General features: G+C 63.4%; 18 protein-coding genes, 1 tRNA gene and 1 pseudogene. 13 read left to right on the top strand and 7 right to left on the bottom strand.

Annotated elements, in window-relative coordinates:
* Positions 1-4: 4 nt before the first annotated feature.
* The 4 genes from HT578_RS17165 (at position 5) to HT578_RS17150 (ending at position 3841) form a co-directional block, all read left to right on the top strand.
* Positions 5-622, top strand: a complete 618-nt coding sequence (locus HT578_RS17165) for a hypothetical protein (RefSeq protein WP_213500831.1) — start codon at positions 5-7, stop codon at positions 620-622.
* 91 nt (positions 623-713) lie between these two features.
* Positions 714-1654, top strand: a protein-coding gene (locus tag HT578_RS17160; RefSeq protein WP_235054464.1) for an IS630 family transposase whose coding sequence is annotated in 2 segments (ribosomal slippage) — positions 714-1059 and positions 1059-1654 — 942 coding nt in all. Because the reading frame shifts where the segments join, the coding sequence is not laid out codon by codon here.
* Between the two features lie 265 nt (positions 1655-1919).
* Positions 1920-2648 carry a hypothetical protein gene (locus tag HT578_RS17155; RefSeq protein ID WP_213500830.1) on the top strand — a complete coding sequence of 243 codons (729 nt, stop codon included), beginning with the start codon at positions 1920-1922 and terminating at the stop codon, positions 2646-2648.
* Positions 2645-3841 carry a hypothetical protein gene (locus tag HT578_RS17150; RefSeq protein ID WP_213500829.1) on the top strand — a complete coding sequence of 399 codons (1197 nt, stop codon included), beginning with the start codon at positions 2645-2647 and terminating at the stop codon, positions 3839-3841. The genes HT578_RS17155 and HT578_RS17150 overlap by 4 nt, the downstream gene beginning before the upstream one ends.
* A gap of 30 nt (positions 3842-3871) precedes the next feature.
* Here the strand turns inward: HT578_RS17150 and HT578_RS17145 are convergent, their stop codons facing one another.
* Positions 3872-4591: a hypothetical protein gene (locus tag HT578_RS17145; RefSeq protein WP_213500828.1), complete on the bottom strand. Its 720-nt coding sequence runs from the start codon at positions 4589-4591 to the stop codon at positions 3872-3874.
* A 502-nt stretch (positions 4592-5093) separates the two neighbouring features.
* Here HT578_RS17145 and HT578_RS17140 point away from each other — a divergent pair.
* Positions 5094-6074 carry a helix-turn-helix transcriptional regulator gene (locus HT578_RS17140; protein ID WP_213500827.1) on the top strand — a complete coding sequence of 327 codons (981 nt, stop codon included), beginning with the start codon at positions 5094-5096 and terminating at the stop codon, positions 6072-6074.
* A gap of 233 nt (positions 6075-6307) precedes the next feature.
* On the opposite strand, the pseudogene HT578_RS17135 reads toward HT578_RS17140, so the two are convergent.
* Positions 6308-6616 (bottom strand): annotated as a pseudogene (locus HT578_RS17135) (integrase core domain-containing protein); the annotation flags it as partial.
* Positions 6617-6876: 260 nt separating this feature from the next.
* Complete coding sequence (locus HT578_RS17130) at positions 6877-8073, bottom strand: IS256 family transposase (RefSeq protein WP_213500458.1); 1197 nt, start codon at positions 8071-8073, stop codon at positions 6877-6879.
* Between the two features lie 91 nt (positions 8074-8164).
* Here HT578_RS17130 and HT578_RS17125 point away from each other — a divergent pair, with 91 nt between their 5' ends.
* Positions 8165-9325, top strand: coding sequence for a tyrosine-type recombinase/integrase (locus HT578_RS17125; RefSeq protein WP_213500826.1), 1161 nt, complete (start codon positions 8165-8167; stop codon positions 9323-9325).
* Positions 9326-9478: 153 nt separating this feature from the next.
* Here the strand turns inward: HT578_RS17125 and HT578_RS17120 are convergent.
* Positions 9479-9569: transfer RNA gene (locus HT578_RS17120), tRNA-Ser, on the bottom strand.
* A 74-nt stretch (positions 9570-9643) separates the two neighbouring features.
* On the opposite strand from HT578_RS17120, the gene HT578_RS17115 reads away from it, so the two are divergent.
* The gene (locus HT578_RS17115; protein ID WP_213500825.1) at positions 9644-10645 is read left to right on the top strand and encodes a peptidylprolyl isomerase; all 1002 of its coding nucleotides are present in this window, start codon (positions 9644-9646) and stop codon (positions 10643-10645) included.
* Positions 10646-10648: 3 nt separating this feature from the next.
* Complete coding sequence (locus HT578_RS17110) at positions 10649-10966, top strand: DUF1905 domain-containing protein (protein ID WP_213500824.1); 318 nt, start codon at positions 10649-10651, stop codon at positions 10964-10966.
* Here HT578_RS17110 and HT578_RS17105 read toward each other — a convergent pair.
* Complete coding sequence (locus HT578_RS17105; protein ID WP_039388796.1) at positions 10963-13056, bottom strand: RelA/SpoT family protein; 2094 nt, start codon at positions 13054-13056, stop codon at positions 10963-10965. The genes HT578_RS17110 and HT578_RS17105 overlap by 4 nt on opposite strands.
* Before the next feature lie 266 nt (positions 13057-13322).
* Here HT578_RS17105 and HT578_RS17100 point away from each other — a divergent pair, with 266 nt between their 5' ends.
* The 3 genes from HT578_RS17100 to HT578_RS17090 all read left to right on the top strand — a co-directional run bounded on the left by HT578_RS17100 (position 13323) and on the right by HT578_RS17090 (position 18079).
* The gene (locus tag HT578_RS17100; RefSeq protein ID WP_213500823.1) at positions 13323-13781 is read left to right on the top strand and encodes a PilZ domain-containing protein; all 459 of its coding nucleotides are present in this window, start codon (positions 13323-13325) and stop codon (positions 13779-13781) included.
* Positions 13782-14063: 282 nt separating this feature from the next.
* Complete coding sequence (locus HT578_RS17095) at positions 14064-16361, top strand: TonB-dependent receptor (protein ID WP_213500822.1); 2298 nt, start codon at positions 14064-14066, stop codon at positions 16359-16361.
* A 95-nt stretch (positions 16362-16456) separates the two neighbouring features.
* On the top strand, positions 16457-18079 hold the full coding sequence (locus tag HT578_RS17090) for an alkaline phosphatase D family protein (protein ID WP_213500821.1): 1623 nt from the start codon (positions 16457-16459) through the stop codon (positions 18077-18079).
* A 215-nt stretch (positions 18080-18294) separates the two neighbouring features.
* On the opposite strand, the gene map is transcribed toward HT578_RS17090, so the two are convergent.
* Positions 18295-19104, bottom strand: a complete 810-nt coding sequence (gene map, locus HT578_RS17085) for a type I methionyl aminopeptidase (protein ID WP_277884175.1) — start codon at positions 19102-19104, stop codon at positions 18295-18297.
* Entirely contained in the window at positions 19101-19964 is an 864-nt protein-coding gene (hemF, locus tag HT578_RS17080) for an oxygen-dependent coproporphyrinogen oxidase (RefSeq protein WP_213500820.1), read from the bottom strand. Before hemF ends, map begins: the two co-directional genes overlap by 4 nt.
* Before the next feature lie 66 nt (positions 19965-20030).
* Here hemF and pdeM point away from each other — a divergent pair, with 66 nt between their 5' ends.
* Both pdeM and infC read left to right on the top strand, forming a co-directional pair.
* On the top strand, positions 20031-20723 hold the full coding sequence (pdeM, locus tag HT578_RS17075; RefSeq protein ID WP_213500819.1) for a ligase-associated DNA damage response endonuclease PdeM: 693 nt from the start codon (positions 20031-20033) through the stop codon (positions 20721-20723).
* Positions 20724-20891: 168 nt separating this feature from the next.
* On the top strand, positions 20892-21413 hold the full coding sequence (gene infC, locus HT578_RS17070) for a translation initiation factor IF-3 (protein WP_039388811.1): 522 nt from the start codon (positions 20892-20894) through the stop codon (positions 21411-21413).
* Positions 21414-21566: the final 153 nt, after the last annotated feature.

Here is a 21566-nt window from a genome sequence, read left to right as displayed (position 1 = left end):
AGCGATGGCTAAGCTCGAGCAACCCCCTCGCCCTTTTCTCAAGGCATTCGCCACCTGGCATCACTCAACCGGAATCGATGAACTCATCACCTTCACGCCTGATCCGGCTCGTGATGCGGCAAACCTTGCCTTCCCACCCCTTCCCGGTCTCCTCGATGGCTGGATTAGCCCGCACGGCGTCAGTGTCGCCGCGATGCAGGCCGGGACCATCTGGGACTTCGTCTATGACGACGACCTTGCCCCGCAGCAGGAAGATCAAGGATGGCGCTGCACACTCTGCCTGGACACTCCGCCTCGCTTCTACCCCAGCCTTGCCACGCTCTGGCGCGCGCACTTGTTCGAACCGCTTGCACGCTGGGCACGCACCACCCTCACGGGCAGCCCTCAGTTGGAATTCGAAGGGGACCTGCACAGCGTCACATCGGCAAAGATCCTCCCTTCTTCACCCTGCCCGCTATTCAGGGAGTGCGACCAGGTCTGCTTGTTAGTGGACAGACTGCCCTTTCCGGCAGGCGCAGTTGGCACGATAGTGATGGACTATGACGGCGGCGCACATTTCCAGTTGGAAATGCACACCGGAGATCTCATCTGCGTGCGAACTACAGAGATCAGGAAAATCTAGAGCGGTTTTCGACCGTTCTGAATCGGTCTGGGATTCCCTTCGGGCGCGATTTCTGATTCAGAATCCGTGCTGGTGAAGGAGGCCGGCATGGATGGCTCTTTCGATGGATTTGCGCACTCGGCTGTTGGCAGCGGTGGACAGTGGATCGAGTTGCCGTGCTGCGGCGGCCCGGTTCGGTGTTGCACCATCAACGGCGGTCCGTTGGCGGGCACAGCAGCGCGAGACGGGTGACATAGCCCCAAAGCCGCGCGGCGGGGATATGCGCTCGCGGCGGGTGGAAGAGCGGGCAGCGGACATTCTGGCCATTTGGGAGGAGCGCAGGGACATCACCCTCGAAGAACTACGTCTGGCGCTTGCGGACAAGGGAATGGCCGTTTCCGTAGCCGGGCTACATCGCTTTTTTGTTCGCCGTGGCCTGACGCGCAAAAAAAGACAGGCCATGCGATAGAGCAAGATCGACCAGACGTCCTGAAACAGCGTCAGGACTGGTTCGAGGGTCAACTCGATCTCGAACCGGAGCGCCTGGTCTTCATCGACGAAACCTGGACCGCGACCAATATGACCCGCAGCCACGGACGTTGCCCGAAAGGCGAGCGACTGCGGATGGGCTTCCCGCACGGGCACCGCAAAACCACCACTCTCGTCGCTGGCCTGCGCATGACTGGCATGGTCGCGCCCATGGTGCTCGATGGACCGATTAACGGTGACTGGTTCGAAGCCTACGTCGCTCAGGTCCTCGTCCCGGAACTGCGGCCCGGCGACGTCGTCATCATGGACAACCTGTCGAGCCACAAGCGCGCATCGGTGCAGGTGCTCATCGAGGCTGCAGGCGCAACCCTGCGCTTTCTCCCGCCCTACAGCCCAGACTTCAACCCGATCGAGAAAGCGTTCTCCCGCTTGAAGGCCATGCTCCGTAAAGCGGGCGAGCGAACGGTCAGCGGCCTGTGGAGCTTGATCGGCAAACTCGTCGATATCTTCCAGCCTCAGGAATGCGCCAACTACTTCAGATCGTGCGGCTATGAACCAGAATGATCGAAAACTGCTCTAGAACGTCGTCTCTTGGCAAGCACCAAGGCGGTCGGCTCGGCCCGGAAACCTGCTTTGCAGCCAAACTCCGTGAAACATTCCGAAATGGGGCTTTCTCTTTATGAATGATCTGCCAAATCGCTTGATTTGCGACAAATTCGGCCATGCGCCAAGGATGCCCTAAGCTATGCGGAGCATATAGTGCTGGATCAAAGGCGAATGACACGTAAAGCAGAAAGTTGAAATCAATTGGATACAGGCGGGACCGAGCGTGATTGACATCAACTTCCTGTCGCGACGGCAAGCCATCGCCGAATGGAGAGACAGGCAATACTTCGCAGCTGTACAGATCATCAATGGTGCTGGAATGGTCGCTCGATCCGCATTCGACGGCCAGATCGTCGATGCGGATCTGGGGCAATCACTTTGGGATCCGGCCGCCTTCGTCGACAACCGCATTGATGCATTGATGCGAGAGGCCATCGCAGCCCGACTGCACGGCTTCCTCGGACAGGCTGCGGACGAACTGCGCGCCCTCGATGAAAGCTTGGCCTCGCTGGCACAGGCACTGGCCGGGAGTGGCGATGCGTTGATCATGCCACAAGCCCCAATGCCAAGCGATACGCCGGTCAGTGGTGAGCCTGCACCTCAAGCCTCTGGCCCCAAGCCCAGCAATGGCGACCAATCCGCCCCGTCCAAAGGCATCACGAGAAGGTTTGGGAAGGTCCGCGGCTTCGTATCCGACAACACGTTGATCCACAAAGCTCTACGCCTACGGGATCGGGCCGCCGAAGGGGTGTCCCACGCTGCAGACAGCGTGAGCCGATCCTTGCAGGATAGCACGGGGCTCTATTCCCGGCTGCGCCGGCTTGCCCAGGAACGCGTGGCGGGCGTGTGGATGGGCGACACGCGCAGCGCGAGCCAACAGATGCCATTCAAGCTGCAACTGATCGCTCTGATCGAAGACACGGCCCACGAAGCCCGGAGCATGACCCTGTGAGTCTCTTTCACGTTGCCACGACCTTGCTGCGGCAGGTCCCCCCCGAACATCGCCTGGCTCTGGCCCAGGGTGCATTAAAGCTGACCGGATCCGTACTACGTGAAACCAAGACCGGTCGCATCGTCGGTTTCCTGCAGGAAGCAGGCCCTATCGCCAAACCGTTGAGCGGCGCGCTTGGCAAGGGGGTCTCTGCATTTGCAAGCACGGGCAATGCGGGGTTGGCAGCAGGAACGGTTGCAGCCGATCTGGCGATGCAGGCCGGACGGCTCATGCAGAATGCGGCGATCCAAAAGGACGTCAATCGGGTGGAAGCAAGCACCGGCCGGATCGAAGAAGGCGTTGGCCGTATCGAGGATAAGCTAGATACGATGGATGGTAAGCTCGACGGCCTTTCCAACCAGTTTGGCCAGGGCGTTGATCTGCTCTCGAACCTCGGCATTGCGAATCTGGCGCTGAGCGCTTCAGGTCTGGGCATATCGGTTGTCGGTTTCGGCGTAATGACGGCCAAGCTCAACCGTGTGCAGGAAACCCTTCGCGGAATGGGTGATCGGATCGGCATGATCGGATCACAGATCGAACGGGTGCGCCAAGACCTGATTGATGCAGATTTCGTGCAGATCCACTCGCTAACCAGCCTCTACGAGGAATCTTGGCAGTTTGGCGACAAGGGCCGGGCCGAACAGCAGTGGCTGCGGATCAACCAGGACGCGCGCACCCTGCAAGATCGCTTCGTTCGCCGCGCTCATGATCTTCTGACCGAAGATATCGGGAATATGGCGCTAGCCGATGCCATGCTCGACAGCGCGACACTCGCCTCCGGGCTTCGAGTTGCTGCACTGGCCGCGTGCAACGAGGCCCCCATGGCGATTTCCGTGGCACAGGAGGCAGCTTCACAGGTTGAGATGTTGACCGGATCAATAGGCCTCGTCGAACTTTCAGCGCTTAACCTGAACAGTCAGGCCGAAGCGGGCAGCAGCGATTACGAACTCGCGATGATCGAAGCCCGCGATGCCGCCCGCCCCTTGCTGGAAAAGATCCGTGGCCGGGAGGCCGCGACCGCTACACGCGCTGCGCCTCTACCGCTGTTGCAACACCGGGGGATCGCTCCACGCGAATGGCTGGAAGAAGCCCGTAGCGAACGGGAAGCACCGATCCTGATGCTCTCTGCGGACGAAAGCGAAACGACAAGCTGATCTCAAAGCGGCTGAAGCGGGACGAAAAAGTTAACTGTCCCGCTTTGCCGCATTGGCGATATGCTGGCGCACGATGGCCAGGTCGGTTTCCTGCATGATCGCCAGGCGGGCGAGATGTTCGGCGGCCGTCTCTCCCATGGCCTTGCAGTCTGCAACGATCGCAACGGATATTTCGCGCCTGCGGCCCCTGTCGGCAACGGCCCAGATCGTCTCGTTGTGGTGGGCAAGGAGCGGAATGGCGCGGCGCAGGTGGACCGCATAGCCTTGCGCATCGTAATCGGGCGCCTTGCAGGCAAGCAGCCGGTTACAGCGCCCGCGGGCAGCATGCAGTTGGGCATGATCGTCACGTCGGGTCATCGCGAACAGGCGTTCCCACGGTTGCACGAGGACGGCTTCCGTTTGCGGGCCGCCTTCCTCTTCGCCATCGAGCGTTATGTCCGCGACAGCTGGTGCGCGCATTCTGCAATCAAACGGAGCTTTGTGAGATCCGCCCGCTCCTTTCTTGACCCGTGATCGCTGGCCGAGGTAAGCCGCTCCAAGTGCAATGACGAGCAGCAACGCCAACAGATTGGCCCGTACTTCATTCCACCCGAGCGTGATAACGACCCAATCGACCACAAGCCAAAGCCCAACAGAAACTGCGATGAAAGCGATGGCTTTGAGAAGCCTTGTAACCAGCGCCATGAAAATGCCGATGGCAACAATGGCAAGCGCGGCCAGCACAATTAGCACTATGACAACACGGACCATCTCAATTATCTCTTCTTATCAGTGACATAATAAGACGCCAATCGGCCTTACCCAAGGAGCCAAACTCTTCATACGATCAGGCTTCCCTCGAGTGCGCCCTCCCGATCCGAGGCGCTTGAGGAAGATCCTGGGGGTGATTACGTCCTCAAAAGCCCGCAAGGGGATGGTTTGGATACAGAAGCGATCCGCTTCAGGATCGACGTCGTGAAATTCGCGGCGAGGAATATCCATGCGGTAAAAGTATAGAACTTGGAACATCGCGCATGGCCCTTCCGATCGTAATCGGACCGGCGGTACGGCTGCCGCATGACAGAAGCGGTCATCAGATGGCTAGAGCAAGCGCATCTAGCTGAATTGTCTGCTTTCCTTTAGGAGGAAACGGGCTAAGGCATAGTTCAATTCCGGTCATGCGGGGATGGCAGTGGCAACGAAGGTACACGCAGAGGCAAGGGGCGCAACCAAGCGCGTGCGCTCGGATGAAGGTCCGGTGGAAGAGCCCCGAATGAAGCCGCTCTTGCGTGCCTTGCGCACCGTTCACCTTCTCACCGAGACGACCGATGGCCTGACACTGGAAGAGCTCGCCCAAGATCTGGGCGGCCACAAGCGCACTGTGCAACGTCTGCTCAAGACGTTGATTGCAGCCGGCTTCAACATCGAAGAAATTGCGGGCGAAAGCCCCAAGCGGTTGCGTATCCCCGATCGCCTCAATCGGGCCTACACGATCCCCTCTGCCGAAGAAGTGGCTGCCCTCGAAGCGGAAGTCACCGCACGCGGCCGCGAAGGGGCTGGGCACGCCGGGCAACTTGCGGCCCTTCTCGCCAAGATCAAGTCCACGTTCGACACCCGCGAACGCAACCGCATCGCCCCCGATCTCGATGCGCTGGTGCGGCTTCAGCGCACCCGGATCGAGGCAGGCCCGCTGCACGAGGCAGGCTCGCAAGCACTGGTGGTAATCCAACACGCGATCCTGGCGGGCAACTGCGTCGAGTTCGACTATGCTGGAAAAGACGGTGAAGACCCGCAGTGGCGGCGTGTCATTCCCTATGGACTCGTGCACGGGCCCACCACGTACCTCGTCGGCAAACTCCCCCCGCGCGAAGGCAAGGCCGAGCGCCCACCTGTATATTACCGGCTTGACCGGATGCGCGCAGTCCACTTGTCCAATCACCCCGGCTGCGCTCCCGACGACTGGGATCTTGATGCCTGGATCTCCACTAGCTTCGGCATCTGGCAGGGCGAAGCCTACGACATTGTCCTGCGTGCCCTCCCCAGCGCAGTCGAGCGTGCCCGCCACTGGCGTTTTCACCCTGCACAGACCTTGGAGCCAGACGGCGAGGATCTCCTGATCAAATTCCGCGCAGCAGGCCTGCGCGAAATCGCAGAGCACGTCTTCACCTGGGGCGGCGATATCCGCATCGAGGCGCCTGAAGAACTGTGCAGCGAAATGCATACCCGTGTAATGCTGGCGATGGGCAGCTTTTGAGTTCTTCTCTCATGATCGGATTTGACGGCTTATAGTTTCGCAGAGCACAGATGGCCGAGCTCAAAACACGACGACAAGCGATATTCGACACATCCCGAACCTCGCGTCAGGCAGTGTTTCGCCCCCTTGGATTTCAGAAGTGGCTCGCTTTAATCTCAACAGCCTTTGAGGTTTGTAAGTGGATTTGACCCTGTCCCGGATTTGCCCCCGGCCAGAACAAGAGATCCTGCGCTTCATCGGCCGGGGTTAACCCCGGCCGATGAAGCAAATTCGGCAGGCGTCATGAACCCCAGGGATGTGTGAGGTCGGCTTTCGTTAAAGTCCGTCCGCCACGCCTCGATCTTGGTCCTGGCATCGTCCAATGACAAGAACCAATGCGTGTTCAGGCACTCGTCCCTGAGCCGGCCGTTGAAGGACTCCACAAAGGCATTGTCGGTCGGCTTGCCCGGCCTGCTGAAGTCCAGCGTTACCCGATTGATGTAAGCCCAATGATCGAGCGCCCGGGAGATGAATTCAGGGCCATTGTCCACCCTGATCTTCGAAGTTGCTCTCGCTGCAACGGCGAGGTGGACCAGGCGATCTTGATGCCTGCGCCACTTCGACCGTCCCCTCGCAGCACCACCCCTGATGTTCCATGCCAGGCAGGACAACGATGCCATTTCATAAACATACCTGCATCATATCGATGCCGACTGCGGGAGACTGATCGTGCCCCGCAAAACCCACAAACTCACAGCGCGTTCCGGTCGTGTCCCGTGGGGTGGTGTAGGAACCGTCGATCCTCGGCAGGACCGGGTTCGGGTCAGGCAGCCAGGGCTGGCAGGCTGACGATTGGATTATGGCTCACCGAGCCGAGGGTTTCCAGCGTCATGTAGCGTCGGGATACCGCCCACTCATCGTTCTGCTCCAGCATCAGCGCGCCGACGAGACGTACGACGGAGGCATCGTTCGGGAAGATGCCGATGACGTCGGAGCGGCGTTTGATCTCTTTATTCACCCTTTCCAGCGGGTTGGTGGAGGCGATCTGCGCCCAGTGGTCCTTCGGGAACGTCATGTAGGCGAGCACGTCCTCGCGCGAAGCGTCCATCATGTCGGCGAGCTTCGGGAACTTCTCGCGCAGGGCATCGGCAACCTGTTCCCACTGCTGGAGAGCCGCCTCGGCCGTTTCCTGCGCGAAGATGGTCTTGATCATGGCGATGACGGCGGGCCGCTGCTTGGGCGCAGCATGGGCCAGCGCATTGCGCATCCAGTGCACCCGGCATCGCTGTTGGCTGGCGCTGAACACCTTGCTCGCGGCGGCGCGCAGCCCCTTGTGATCATCGGCGATGACAAGCTTCACTCCGCGCAGGCCTCGGTCGGCCAGAGAGCGCAGGAAGGCTTTCCAGAAGGGCTCCGCCTCCGAAGGGCCGGTGGCGACGCCCAGCACTTCGCGGCGGCCATCGGTGTTGACACCAACGGCGATTATCGCCGCCATCGAGACGATCCGTCCGCCCTCACGCACCTTGAGGTAGGTGGCGTCGATCCACAGGTAGGGCCACTCGCCCTCGATCGGCCGCGTGAGGAAGGCGTTCACCCGCTCGTCGATCTCGGCGACCAGGCGGCTGACCTGGCTCTTCGACACACCGCTGGCCCCCATAGCCTTTACCAGATCATCGACCGAGCGCGTCGAGACACCGTGGACGTAAGCCTCCTGGATCACCGCCGCCAGAGCCTTCTCTGCGGTGCGGCGCGGTTCCAGGAAGCTGGGAAAGTAGCTGCCTTTACGCAGCTTCGGAATCGCCAGTTCGATCCGCCCGGCGCGCGTATCCCACCCACGCTCGCGGTAGCCATTGCGGTGGTTGAGCCGCTCCGGGCTGCGCGTGCCGGCGCGAGCACCGGTCTTCGCCTCGATCTCCAAATCCATCATGCGCTCGGCGGCGAAAGCCAGCATCTCACGCACCAAATCACTATCAGCCCCTTGCTCAATCAGCTCAACAAGGGCCATTCTGTCGTCGGTCATCGTCTTCTTCTCCAGGTTCGAGTTCGCATCCGAACCCTACCAGAAGATCGACGGTGGCCACCCTCTCAGGGAAACCTTCCTACACCACCCCGTGGGACACGACCCGCGTTCCGTAAAACGCCTTTCCGAACCCGGCCTCCATTCTGACGGTGATCGCCTGTATCTCGACATCAGCAAAACCGGGGCCAAGCGGTGGACCTACGTTCGCTATACAAAGGGGCGTCGCAGACAGAAGGGCCTGGGAGCCTATCCGGAGGTCAGCCTCCAACAAGCGCGACGAAAACGCGATAAAACCAACGCCAAGATCAGGGATGGGCACGACCCATTCGCGGGTTCGGATACCTCTCCAGGCATTGAACGCAATGCAACCTTCGGTGCCATCGCTCTAGAGTATGTCACCTCGCAAGAGGCAGGATGGAGAAACCCGAAGCACCGCCAGCAATGGCGCAATACGTTGACAACCTATGCAAAACCCATCTGGGATGTCCCGGCGGGAGAGGTCGAAGTTGACGATGTCTACGCGATATTGAAGCCAATCTGGCACAAGAAAGCTGAGACTGCGAAACGCCTGCGCGGACGAATTGAGCGGGTGCTCGGAGCCGCGACAGTTCATGGACTACGCTCAGGGCCAAACCCAGCCGCCTGGCGAGGCAATCTGGAGCACCTTCTGGGCAAGCAGCGAAAGGGACCGAGACGCCATCATCCAGCAATGGCTTTCGGCGACGTTTCTTCACTGCTGGCGCGCCTGCAATTGCAGCCAGGTACTGCGGCTCGCGCTCTCGAATTGCTCATTCACACCGCAACCCGCACATGCGAGATATTGGACGCACGCTGGACCGAGTTTGACCTCGAAAACGCCATCTGGAAAATCCCACCAGAGCGCATGAAAGCTGGCAAAGAGCACCGCATCCCGCTAACGCCTGAGGTCACGAAGCTCATCGAAAACTTAAAGGGGCACAATAGCCTCCTCTTCTCAGGCCAGTCGAATACCAAGCCGCTTTCCAACATGGCGATGCGGATGTTGCTACGCCGAATGGACATCGAAAACGTCAGCGTTCATGGCTTTCGCTCATCCTTCCGCGACTGGTGCGGTGAGTGCACGGATGTCCCCCGGGACATCGCCGAGATGGCCCTGGCCCATGAGGTTGGCAGCGAGGTGGAGCGCGCCTACCGCCGTGGTGACGCGCTGGAGAAGCGCCGAAAGCTAATGCAGCGATGGTCGAATTACCTGACCGGCGCGGCGCCGGACTGAGCCCCAGTATTCTTCCCCACCTGGCCGGGGCGACCCTAAGCCTGGACACTGGCAAGTCCCGGTCAGATGCGAACGCCCTCGGGCACCAAAAAAGGAAAAATCCCACAAATCTGCCCTTTGGCGGGCAATCGCGAACATCGACGATCAGGGAAATGGCGGAGCGGGAGGGATTCGAACCCTCGATACGGGGTTACCGTATACACACTTTCCAGGCGTGCGCCTTCGACCACTCGGCCACCGCTCCGCATCGCTGGAGCGGAGGCCACTAGCGGGACTTTTCAGCTTTCGCAAGCGGGTTACGCGTGGCATCGTCGTTCCATGCACTTTTTCTTCAAGGGCGGCCTGCCCCTGCTCGTTGCCGCAATGGCTTTTGCCCCCGCCCTCTCGGCGCAGGAAGCCGAGGCACAGGTGACGCCCAGTGGCGTGGTCGCCAATGCGCCAGCGACCGACTGGCACCGGATCGACCCTGCCGACCTCATGGTCATGGACCTGTCTCCCGATGCAAGGGGCAAGCGGCGCCGGGTGGTGATCCAGCTAATCCCTGCCCCCTTCTCGCAAGGCTGGGTCGACAATATTCGCAAGCTGATCGCAAGCCACTGGTATGATGGCATCGCCGTTGTTCGCGTTCAGGATAACTACGTGGTGCAATGGGGCGATCCCGATGGGGAAACCGACCACCCCAAGCCCTTGCCGGAGGGACTGGAACAGGTACCGCAAAGTCAGTATGTGGCAGCCAGCGCCCCGCCTTTCGGGCCTCCGCTATTTGCACCAGATCCGCAGCACAACCCGTTGCGTCCACTGGAGCCTCTGCTTTTGCCCGATGCTTATGCGCCCGGAACCTATTTCGCTCAAGGCTGGCCTCTGGCCACCGATGCCAAGGGGGTGAGCTGGCCGGTGCATTGCTATGGGTATGTTGGCGTGGGCCGCAACTATTCGCCCGACACCGGTACAGGTGCAGAGCTATACACCGTGATTGGACAAGCGCCGCGACAGCTCGATCGCAACATTGCCGTCGTTGGGCGGATCATCGCGGGCATGGAGTACCTCTCCTCGCTACCACGCGGCACGGGCGAAATGGGTTTTTACGAAACACCGCAGGAGCGGACGAAGATCGCCTCTGTCCGTTTCGGCAGCCAGGTCCCCGATCTTCCCGCATACGAGGCCATGGCCACGGACAGCGACAGCTTTGCAAACTACGCTTACCTGCGTGCGAATCGCCACGACACGTTCTACAATGTGCCCGCAGGCGGCGTTGATGTGTGCAACGTGCCCGTCCCTGTCCGGCAAGTCGGGCTAGCCGTAAAGCGCGCAGGGATGTGAGCCTTGAGCGAGGTCCTCACCCACACTGCCCCGCTCTGGCGCTGGACGGGTGGCGCGAACGGGGGCACCTGGTACTTCCTCAGCATCACGGGCGCCGATGCCGAAACGCTGAGCGCGACCGCGCTGATGCGCAAGCTGGAGGGCCTGGGGCGCGGCTTCGGCTCGATCAAGGTCCAGGCGCGCATCGGCGACACGCACTTTGCCACTTCGGTCTTTCCCAGCAAGGGCGACGGCGCCTGGCTGCTGCCCGTCAAGGCCGCCGTGCGCAAGGCCGAAGACCTTGCCGAAGACGAACCCGTCGAGGTCGAGCTGACCTTCTAGATGCGCTCCGCGTCGGTCACCGCCGCACTTGCCCGTAGCGCCGCGATGATGCGCGTGAGGTGGGCCAGATCGGCGACTTCGAGATCCGCTTCATAGGTGCCGAAGGGATCGTCGCGCTGGACCATGTTGAGGCTGGCGACGTTGGCATGCGCGTTGGCGAAGATCTGCGTGACTTCGGCGAGCGTGCCGGGCCGGTTGTAGAGCACGAGGCGCAGGCGCCCGGTCGCGCCCGTCGTGCGCGAGCCCCAGGACAGGTCGAGCCAGTCGGCATCCACGCCGTTGGCCAGCGTCAGGCAATCGATCGTGTGGACCTCGACCTTGTGGTCGGGGCGGCGCAGGCCGACGATGCGGTCACCCGGCACCGGGTGGCAGCACTTGGCGAGCTCGAAGCCCATCCCTGCGGTCAGCCCCTTGATCGAGATGGCCTTCTCGCTGCGCGTCCATTCCGGATCGTCAGGCATGGTCTCGGTGCTGCCCGGCACCAAAGCCTCCATCACCTCGCGGTCGGTCACATGGGCCGAGCCGATCGCGAACATGAGGTCTTCCTCGCCGCGCATTCCCAGCCGCTCCATCGCCGCGTGAAGCGCCTTCTTGCCGATGCGCTGGGGCAGACGGGTGACGATCTCGTCGTAGAGCTTGGAGCCGATCTCGGCGATCTCGGCGCGCTCCTTGGCACGCACCGCGCGGCGGATCGTGGCGCGGGCCTTGCCGGTGACGACGAAGCCCAGCCAGGAGAGCTGCGGCTCGGAGCCCTCGCTCTTGATGATTTCGACCACGTCGCCGTTGTTGAGGCGCGTGCGCAGCGGCATGTGGCGGTTGTTGATCTTCGCGCCCACGGCCGCACTGCCCAGGTCGGTATGGACCGCAAAGGCGAAGTCGACCGCGGTCGAGCCCTTGGGCAGCTGGTGCAGCGCGCCCTTGGGGGTGAAGGCGAAGATGCGGTCCTGGTAGATCGCGAGCTTGGTGTTCTCGAGCAGTTCCTCGGCGTCGTGCGTGCTGTCGACGATCTCGATGAGGTCGCGCAGCCAGCCGACCTGCCCGTCGGGGCGCGAGCCGCCCTGCTTGTAGGCCCAGTGCGCGGCGAGGCCGAACTCGTTGAGGCGGTGCATCTCGCGGGTGCGGATCTGCACTTCCATGCGCATCGAGTTCTCGTAGATGAGCGCGGTGTGCAGCGACTGGTAGCCGTTCGACTTAGGCGTCGAGATGTAGTCCTTGAAGCGGCCCGGGATCATCTGCCAGTGCTGGTGCAGGACGCCCAGCGCGCGGTAGCAATCGTCCGGGTTCTCGGTGAGGACGCGGAAGGCCATGATGTCGGTGATCTGCTCGAAGGAGACGTGGCGCTCCTTCATCTTGCGCCAGATCGAATAGGGGTGCTTCTCGCGCCCCGTCACCTCGACCGCGATGCCCGCTTCGGCCAGCGCCTGCTTGATGGCGAGCGCAATCGCATCGACCTGCCCGCCTTCCTGGCTGCGGATCTGGGCAAGGCGCCCGGTGATCGTGGCATAGCCCTCGGGTTCGAGCTGCTCGAAGGCGAGGAGCTGCATCTCGCGCATGTATTCGTACATGCCCACGCGCTCGGCCAGCGGCGCGTAGATTTCCATGGTCTCGCGCGCAATGCGCTGGCGCTTCTCCGGCTTCTTGATGAAGTGGAGCGTGCGCATGTTGTGGAGACGGTCGGCCAGCTTGACGAGGAGGACGCGCAGGTCCTCGCTCATGGCAAGGAGGAACTTGCGCAGGTTCTCCGCCGCGCGCTCGTTCTCGGTCATCACCTCGATCTTGGAGAGCTTGGTGACACCATCGACCAGCCGCGCAACGTCGGCGCCAAAGAGCTTCTCGATCTCGTCGGTCGTCGCCAGCGTATCCTCGACCGTGTCGTGCAGGAGCGCGGTGATGATCGTCTGCTGGTCGAGCTTGAGCTCGGTCATCAGGCCGGCGACTTCGACGGGGTGCGAGAAATAGGGGTCCCCGCTCGCCCGCTTCTGGGTTCCATGCTTCTGGACCGTGTAGACATAGGCACGGTTGAGCAGGGCCTCGTCGGCCTCGGGCGCGTATTCCTTGACGCGTTCAACTAGTTCGTACTGGCGCAGCATCGTTCCATGTCATGTGAAGATTTTTTGGCGCGCGGCAAGCCTTGCCGTGCTCAGATGCAGTCTTTGCAACCAGATACGTGCGAGGCCGGGGCAGGCCGGAAAAGATTAACCCGGCGCATGGCGCAAATTCAATCGTTTTCATCGCAAATGCCCCGGGGCGAGGGTTAACGCTTCGCCAGCAATGTCCCGCGCATCATCTTGTTTGAGAGTGAGGAGAGTCTGCCGCCCGGTGCGGGAGACCAGCGAGGAGACCGGATGATATGGGAATGCTGGATAGAGATGCCGGAATAGCGGAAACGCAGCTGACGCCGGAAGCGGGTGCGATGAAGGCGCGCGGTGGCCGCATGGCCCGCGTGACGCGCGCACCGCGCCACCGCACCTTGATGCGCGCGGTAATGACGCTGCCCGGTCTGGACGGCACCCCGGTGATGATCCGCAACGTATCCGAGCAGGGCATGTGTCTTGCCAGCAAGGACCTGCTTCCCTGCTGCGGCGAAGTGATCGAGCTTGACCTCGCCGGAACCTTCGGCCTCAAGGGTGAGGTCCGCTGGGTGGAAGGCCGTGAATTCGGCGTGCATCTGTCCGCCCCGCTTGACCTGCACGGGATCGGCCTTGCCAACCAGCGTCGCAACGGCAACATGGCCGGAACTCTGGGCGGGCAGGTGGAGAACCGCCTCCTGCGCACTGCACACCAGGTCGAGAGCGCCCCGCTCTACGCCTGCTAGGGCACCGCGCCCCGGCGCCGTCCTTTCTGAACCTCCCGTACATCCCTCGCAGTCGGCCCTTCCGTGTCCGGCTGCGTCTGCGTGCCTGTCGAAGGCACATCCTGGTGCCTGCACGAACAGGCTGTTCCCAATTGTAAATTTGCGACAAAGGGCCTGCCCGGCACCGCACACCCTGCCCCATTTCACGCGGCAGGGTTCGCGCGGCTGTCACAAACACCGGCTAGGGGGCGTCCCGCAAGCCACTCCAATGTGTCGCTTCTTTCGTGAGGGAACCTTTTTTCCGTGAAACTTTCCGCTGTCTTCTCCGCACTTGTCGCCGGTTCGTCCCTTGTCGCGCTGGCCTCTGCCGCACAGGCCGCCGAGGCCGATGGCATTGGCGAAAGCGAGAACGCGATCATCGTCACCACGCAGCGCTATGAACAGCGCGTGCAGGACGTACCCGTGACCCTGAGCGCGCTTTCGGGCGAGCGCATGGAGGAGATCGGCGTCTCCGAGCTCGACGAGCTTTCGGCCTACGTTCCCGGCCTCAACATCCAGGAGCAGAGCGCCAACAACCCGGGCATCGTGATCCGCGGCATCACCTCGGACAGCGGCTCGGCGCAGGACGCCGCGCGCGTCACGCTCTACTACAACGGCGTCGACATCTCGCGCTCGCGCGGGGCCTACCAGGGCATCTACGACATGGAGCGCATCGAGGTCGTCAAGGGCCCGCAGGCGACCCTGTTCGGCACCGCCTCGACCGTAGGCGCGATCTCGATGGTCTCGGCCAAGCCCAAGCCCGGCCTCTCGGCCGAAGTTTCCGGCGGCTACGGCAACTATGACTATTATGAAGCGGGCGGCTTCCTGAACGCGGGCAACGACGTGATCGCGGGCCGCGTCGCGTTCAAGTACAAGAACCGCGACGGCTACGTGAAGAACCTCGCACCCGACCAGGACGACCTCTACGGCATCAACACGCTGGGCGTGCGCGGCTCGCTGCGCTTCACCCCGACCCCGGACATCACCGCCGACCTCGTCTTCACCTACGACCGCCAGCGCAACTCGGGCACGCCGTTCCTTTCGCGCACGCTCGGCTCGACCGCGGTAGACGACGTCTACGGCGATGCGTACCTAGGCGGCTCGCCCAATTCGCAGGAAGTCCTGGGCAAGGACAAGCTGGGCCTCGACCGTGACGTCTACGACGTCAACTTCACCTTCAACTGGGACTTCGCGGACGGCTGGAGCTTCACCACCGTCAACGGCTACCGCAACTTCGATTCGCTGGAGGTCTTCGACGCCGATGGTTCGGCTGCCTCCTATCTGGAATTCGCCGAGCAGGCCGACGGCTGGCAGTTCAGCCACGAGGGCCGCTTCGCCTATGCCGATGACCAGTGGCGCGCCCACTTCGGCTGGAACTACATGATCGAGGACACGCGCCAGTACGTGCCCTTCTCCAGCGAAGTCGGCACCTACCTGCAGTGCACCGCGAACATCATCCCTGGCCTTGGTTGCGTCGCGCCGGACAATTCCGTGCCCGCCGCGCTCGCCACGGGTCTTGCCACCGGCGGCCTGATCGAGAGCGCGCCCTATGCCAGCTGGTTCCAGAACGAGGGCCGCAACCAGTCCTGGTCGATGTTCGGCGAGGCGACCTGGATCCCGACCCCCGCACTCGAACTCAACGCGGGCGCGCGCGTCCTCATCGAGAAGCGCCGCTCGGGCTATTCGACCTATCAGCCGGTCGCCCCGATCTACGGCGAGCCGCTGCTGCCTTATGCCAACACCGACGGCGAGGTGGTCTACGCGGACCGCAGCTACGCTGCATTCCTGCCCCGCTTCAACGCGCTGCTGCGCGTGACCGACGCGGTCAATCTCTACGCCACCATCTCCAAGGGCCGCCGTTCGCCCTCGGTCCAGGTGACGACGCTCACCGATGCCGACACCGGCGCGCGCTATGCCGGCCCCAACGAGGTCGGCAACGAGACCGTGTGGAACTACGAGGGCGGCGTGAAGGTGGCGAGCGGGATCTTCTCGGGCTCGCTCGGCGTCTACTACCAGCAGTATTCGGACTTCCAGGTGACCGTGATCGAAGCGGGCGGCAACGCGCGCACGATCAGCGCGGGCTCGGCCAGCAACCTGGGCGTCGAGGCCGAAGTCGAGGTGAGCCCCACCTCCTGGCTGCGCGCCTACGCCAACGGCGGCTGGATCGACGGCGGTATCGACAACGATCCCGAGAACGGCAACCTGTCCGGTTCGCGCTTCCGCCTCCAGCCCGAGTGGCAGGCCTCGGCCGGGCTCATCATCGATGCGCCGGTGACCGAGACCGTCAGCCTGTTCCTCTCGCCCAGCGTGACCTACCGCTCGAAGATCTACTTCGAGACGCCCAACACCGAGGCGATCAGCCAGCCCGGCGTGACGCTCGCCAACGTGCGCGGCGGCGTGACCTTTGCCAACGGCCAGTATGAAATTGCAGGCTGGGCGCGTAACCTCTTCGACGAGAAGTACCTCCTCGATGCGGGCAACACCGGCGGCGCCTTCGGGCACCCCACCTTCATCCCGGCCGAGCCGCGCACTTACGGCGTGACCGTGAAGGCCCGCTTCTGACGATCCGGCGCAGCCGGGCCCGGAACGCGCCCCGCGCCCGGCTGCGCCGCCCATCCGCACTTCCCGATAGCCTGCGACACAGGACCCTGCCTGCCATGCCTCTCACTCTCGACCGCCGCCTTCTCATCCAGGGCAGCCTCCTTGGCCTCGGCGCCCTGACGCTGCCAGGCATGGCCCGCGCCATGACCGCCCAGGGCTTCACCCACGGCGTGGCGAGCGGCGAGCCTTCGGGCAATTCGGTCCTCCTGTGGACGCGCTACGTCGGCAGCGGCGAGACCAGACTGCGCTGCGAGGTTGCCGCCGACGAGGCCTTCACGAAGGTCATCTCGGGCGGCGAAGTCATTGCCTCGCCCGAACATGACAACTGCGTCAAGCTGGTGGTGAAGGGCCTCGCCCCCGACCGCTGGTACCACTACCGCTTCATCGCCCCCAACGGCGCGATGAGCGAAATCGGCCGTACCCGCACACTGCCCACCGGCGATATCGCGCGCTTCGGCATCGGCCTGTTCTCGTGCTCGAACATGCCCTTCGGCTTCTTCAACGCCTATGCCCACGCCGCCAGGCGCGACGACCTCGACCTCGTCATCCACGTCGGCGACTACCTCTACGAATACGCGCCCAACGGCTCCTACCCGGCCAAGGCCATGGCCGGCCGCGAGGTTCAGCCCGACCACGAGATCCTGACGCTCGCGGACTACCGCCTGCGCTACGCCTCCTATCGCCTCGATCCGGACCTTCAGGCCCTGCACCGCCGCTTCCCGATGCTGGCGCAGTGGGACGACCACGAACTGGCGAACGATGCCTGGCAGGGCGGCGCGGAAAACCACCAGAGCGAAACCGAAGGCTCCTGGAGCGCGCGGCGTGCCATTGCCGAGCGCGTCTACCGCGAATGGATGCCGGTCTCCGATACCCCCTACAACAGCTTCCAGATCGGCTCGCTCGCCACGATCTTCCGCCCCGAGACCCGCGTCACCGGGCGCGTCGAACAGCTCGACTTCGCCAAGGCCCTCGCGGGCAAGGACGACATCGCCCGGGCCATGATCGAATTTCGCGACGGCGCCTGGCAGGACCCGGCCCGCACCGTCATGGGCGCGACGCAGGAGAAGTGGCTCAACCGCGAGATCGCGCAGTCGGTCAGGTCCGGCACGCGCTGGCAGGTCCTGGCCCAGCAGATCGTCATGGGCCCGCTCAAGGCGCCCGCCGAAATGGCCGACATCGCCCCCAACGGCGCCGATCCCAAGGTGCGCCAGGCGCTCATGGGTATCGCGGCCGCCTCCAAGGTCGGCCTGCCCTTCAACATGGATTCCTGGGACGGCTACCCGGCCGCCCGCGAACGCCTGCTGCGCGCCGCGCGCGAGGCCGAGGCGAACCTCGTCGTCCTCTCGGGCGACAGCCACAACGCCTGGGGCCAGAACCTCAGCGTCGACGGCGCCCCGGTCGGCGTCGAATACGCGGGCCACTCGGTCACCTCGCCGGGCTTCGAGAGCTACCTGCCCTCGGTTGCCCCGCAAAACCTCGCCCGCGCGCTGCAAGGCGCCAACCCCGGCCTCGCGCTGTGCGACGCCAGCCGCCGTGGCTACGTCTCGCTCGACCTCACGCAAGACAGCGTGCGCGGTGCCTGGCACTTCATGAGCACCATCGCCGCGCGCACGACCTCGGGTACGACCCAGGACGAACGCGTGGTGAACTGGGGGGCACGCGCCTTCGCTGGCGTTTGATCTCAGAGTAGAAGAAGGGACATCCGAGGGCCATCGCCCTCGGGCTCCCTATACCTGTCGAGCGCAGCGCGTTCCGGGACGCATGCGCCCGGGGCGAAGCCCCATTTCATGACAACCTCGCCCTTGTGGCGCGATGGTGCCGGAGACGAACTGCCGCTGCCGATTCCGGGAGCCCGAGGGCGATGGCCCTCGGAACATCCTTTTATTTCTTCAATCTAGAACGCCCCGGCCTGCTCCAGCTTCGCGGCCATCGCGCGCTCTTCCGGGCGCAGCGTCAGCACGCGCACCCCGCTCGCCGTCACCGCGACAGTGTGCTCGAACTGTGCGGAGAGGCCGCCGTCCAGCGTGCGCACGGTCCAGCCGTCCTTTTCCTGGCGCACGCCGCGTCGGCCCTGGTTGAGCATGGGCTCGATGGTGAAGGTCATGCCCTCCTCGATCAGGACGCCCGTGCCCGGGCGGCCGAAATGGAGGACCTGGGGTTCCTCGTGCATCTGCTGGCCGATGCCGTGCCCGCAGAACTCGCGCACGACCGAATAGCCTGCGCGGTGCGCGTGGCGTTCGATGACGTGCCCGATATCGCCCAGCCGCGCACCGGGGCGCACTTGGGCGATCCCCTTCCAGAGCGCCGCATACGTCGTCTCGACCAGCTTGCGCGCGGCCGGGTGCACGTCTCCGACCAGATAGGTCTTGCTGGAGTCTGCGATGTAGCCGCCCTTCTCCAGCGTGATGTCGAAGTTGACGATGTCGCCGTCCTTCAGGACATCGCTGTCCTTGGGCATGCCGTGGCACACGACCGAATTGATCGAGGAATTGAGCACGTAGGGAAAGCCGTACTGCCCCTTGCTCGCCGGGCGCGCACCCAGTTCATCGACGATGAAGCGCTCGACCATGGTGTCGATTTCCAGCGTGGACTTGCCCGCCAGCGGCGTACGGTCGATCAGCCCGAAGACCGAGGCCAGCAACCGTCCGGCCTCGGCCATGAGATCGACCTCCCAAGGCGCCTTGCAGAAGTCCTGGCGGCTCAACTCCAGGTCGCCTCGGGCGGCAGGCTCATCAGGATGGCATCGATGTTGCCGCCGGTCTTGAGGCCAAAGAGCGTGCCCCGGTCATGGACGAGGTTGAACTCGGCGTAGCGCCCGCGCCATTCCAGTTGTTGCGCCTTGTCGGCGGGCGTGAAGTCCATCCCCATGCGTCGGCGCACCAGCTTGGGGAAGATCGCCAGGAACGCCTCGCCCACAGCCTTCGTGAAGGCAAAGTTGGCTTCCCACATCGCCTCGTCGGCGCATTCCAGGTGATCGTAGAAGATCCCGCCAACGCCGCGGTGCACCTTGCGGTGGGGAATGTAGAAGTACTCATCCGCCCAGGCCTTGAAGCGCTCGTAGTAGTCCTCACCATGCGCGTCGCAGGCCGCCTTGAAGGCCGCGTGGAATTCCTCGGTGTCCTCATCGTAGGGCAGCGGCGGATTGAGGTCCGCACCGCCCCCGAACCACGCCTTGGTCGTGGTGAGGAAGCGGGTGTTCATGTGGACGGCGGGCACATGCGGATTGGCCATGTGCGCAACGAGGCTGATGCCTGTGGCCGAAAATTCCGGGCGCTCCACCGAGGCCCCGTTGATCGAGCTCGCAAACTCCTTGCCGAACGCGCCGTGGACGGTGGAGATGTTCACCCCCACCTTCTCGAACACCTGCCCCTTCATCAGTCCGCGCGTACCGCCGCCGGTCTCGCCCTTCTCATCGTCGACCGCATCGCGCCGCCAGGGCGTGTACTGGAACGAGGCCTCGCTGCCGGCTTCGCGCTCGATCGCCTCGAACTCCGCGCAGATGCTGTTGCGCAGAGTTTCGAACCATTCGCTGGCGCGGCGGGTGTAGGGGGCCCAATCGGTCATAGCTGTCCTGTTTCTCGTTGTCGTCCCGCGCTTGCCAAATCGGACTGGACACGGCAAGGAAAAGCCATGGTTCCCTTTTCGTTCTGCGCGCAGGAAATGGTCCTGCTGGAAGGCTCCGGTTCGCGCCCCGGCGCGCTGTACTGGCCGCGCGAGGATGCGCTGCTGGTCGCCGACCTGCATCTGGAGAAGGCCAGCTTCTACGCGCGCACCGGGCAGATGCTGCCGCCCTACGACAGCCGCGAGACGCTCGAGCGTCTGGCGCAGGCGGTACGGCAAACCGGCGCGCGCCGGGTCTTCGCACTGGGCGACAATTTCCACGACAGCGCGGGGCCCGAGCGTCTGGAGCCGCACGCGGCGGGCATGCTCGATGCCCTCACCCGCGCGCTCGACTGGGTCTGGATCACCGGCAACCACGACCCCGAACTGGGAACGGCGGCGGGCGGCACCTGCCTTGCCGAGTTGACCGTGGCGGGCATCGCGCTGCGCCACGAGGCCCATCCCAACGTCACCGAGCCGGAGCTTTCGGGTCACTTTCACCCCCGGCTCGAGGTCACCGCGCGCGGGCGCCGCATCCGCCGCGCCTGCACCGTGGCGAGCGAGACGCGCCTCATCCTCCCGGCCTTCGGCGCGCTCACCGGCGGCATGGCGGCCGACGATCCTGCAATCCTGGGCGCGCTGCAGCCTGCACAGGCCATCGATGCCCTGATCCCGGCGCAAAAGCGGCTCGTTCGCTACCCCCTCTGGCGAAAAGCGGCCTGATTGCCTATATAGGTGGACAAGGCCGGGTCTCCGGCCGGGGCATTCATTGTGGAACGTTCGGAAAATCGCACTTTGCGCGAGGCGACGATTCGCATTAAGGACGCCCGCATTCGCACGATTTCAGAGTAACGACTCAGGAGAACGCATATAGCACCCCCACCCCGGCGCATGATGGCGCCACCGGTCAAGAGCGGACCGCGCTACAACAAGTTCATCCAAGCCGACAAGGTCCGCGTGATCGACGAGAACGGCGAGAATGTTGGCGTCCTTTCGACGCGTGACGCAATCGAGCGTGCGGCCGATGTCGGCCTCGACCTCGTGGAAGTGTCGCCCAACGCCGATCCGCCGGTGTGCAAGTTTCTCGATGTAGGCAAGTACCGCTACGAGGCCCAGAAGAAGGCCAACGCAGCGCGCAAGACCCAGAAGACGCAGGAGATCAAGGAGATCAAGATGCGTCCGAACATCGATGACCACGACTACGACGTGAAGATGCGCAACGTACAGCGCTTCATCGAGGCGGGCGACAAGGTGAAGGTCACCCTGCGCTTCCGCGGCCGCGAACTTTCGCACCAGCAGCTGGGCATGAACCTGCTGCGCCGCGTGCAGGAAGGCGTCGCCGAGATCGCCAAGGTCGAAGCCTATCCGCGCATGGAAGGCCGCCAGATGCTCATGGTGCTCTCGCCCAAGTAAGCATCTCGGGCCCTCGCGCCACGAACTTCCGGAAGGCGCCCCGACAGGGGCGCCTTCTGTCGTTTCAGGGGCCGCGAATTCCTGCGATACGAAAATTCCTTCGGACAACGCAGCGCCTGCGGGTCGCCCCCTATTCCCCCTCGCGCCCGGGCG

The sequence above is a fragment of the Novosphingobium decolorationis genome (assembly GCF_018417475.1).
In the GTDB taxonomy this organism is placed as follows: Bacteria; Pseudomonadota; Alphaproteobacteria; order Sphingomonadales; family Sphingomonadaceae; genus Novosphingobium; species Novosphingobium decolorationis.
The sequence above is the reverse complement of the archived record's forward strand: the minus strand, read 5'-3'. Positions and strand labels throughout refer to the sequence as shown.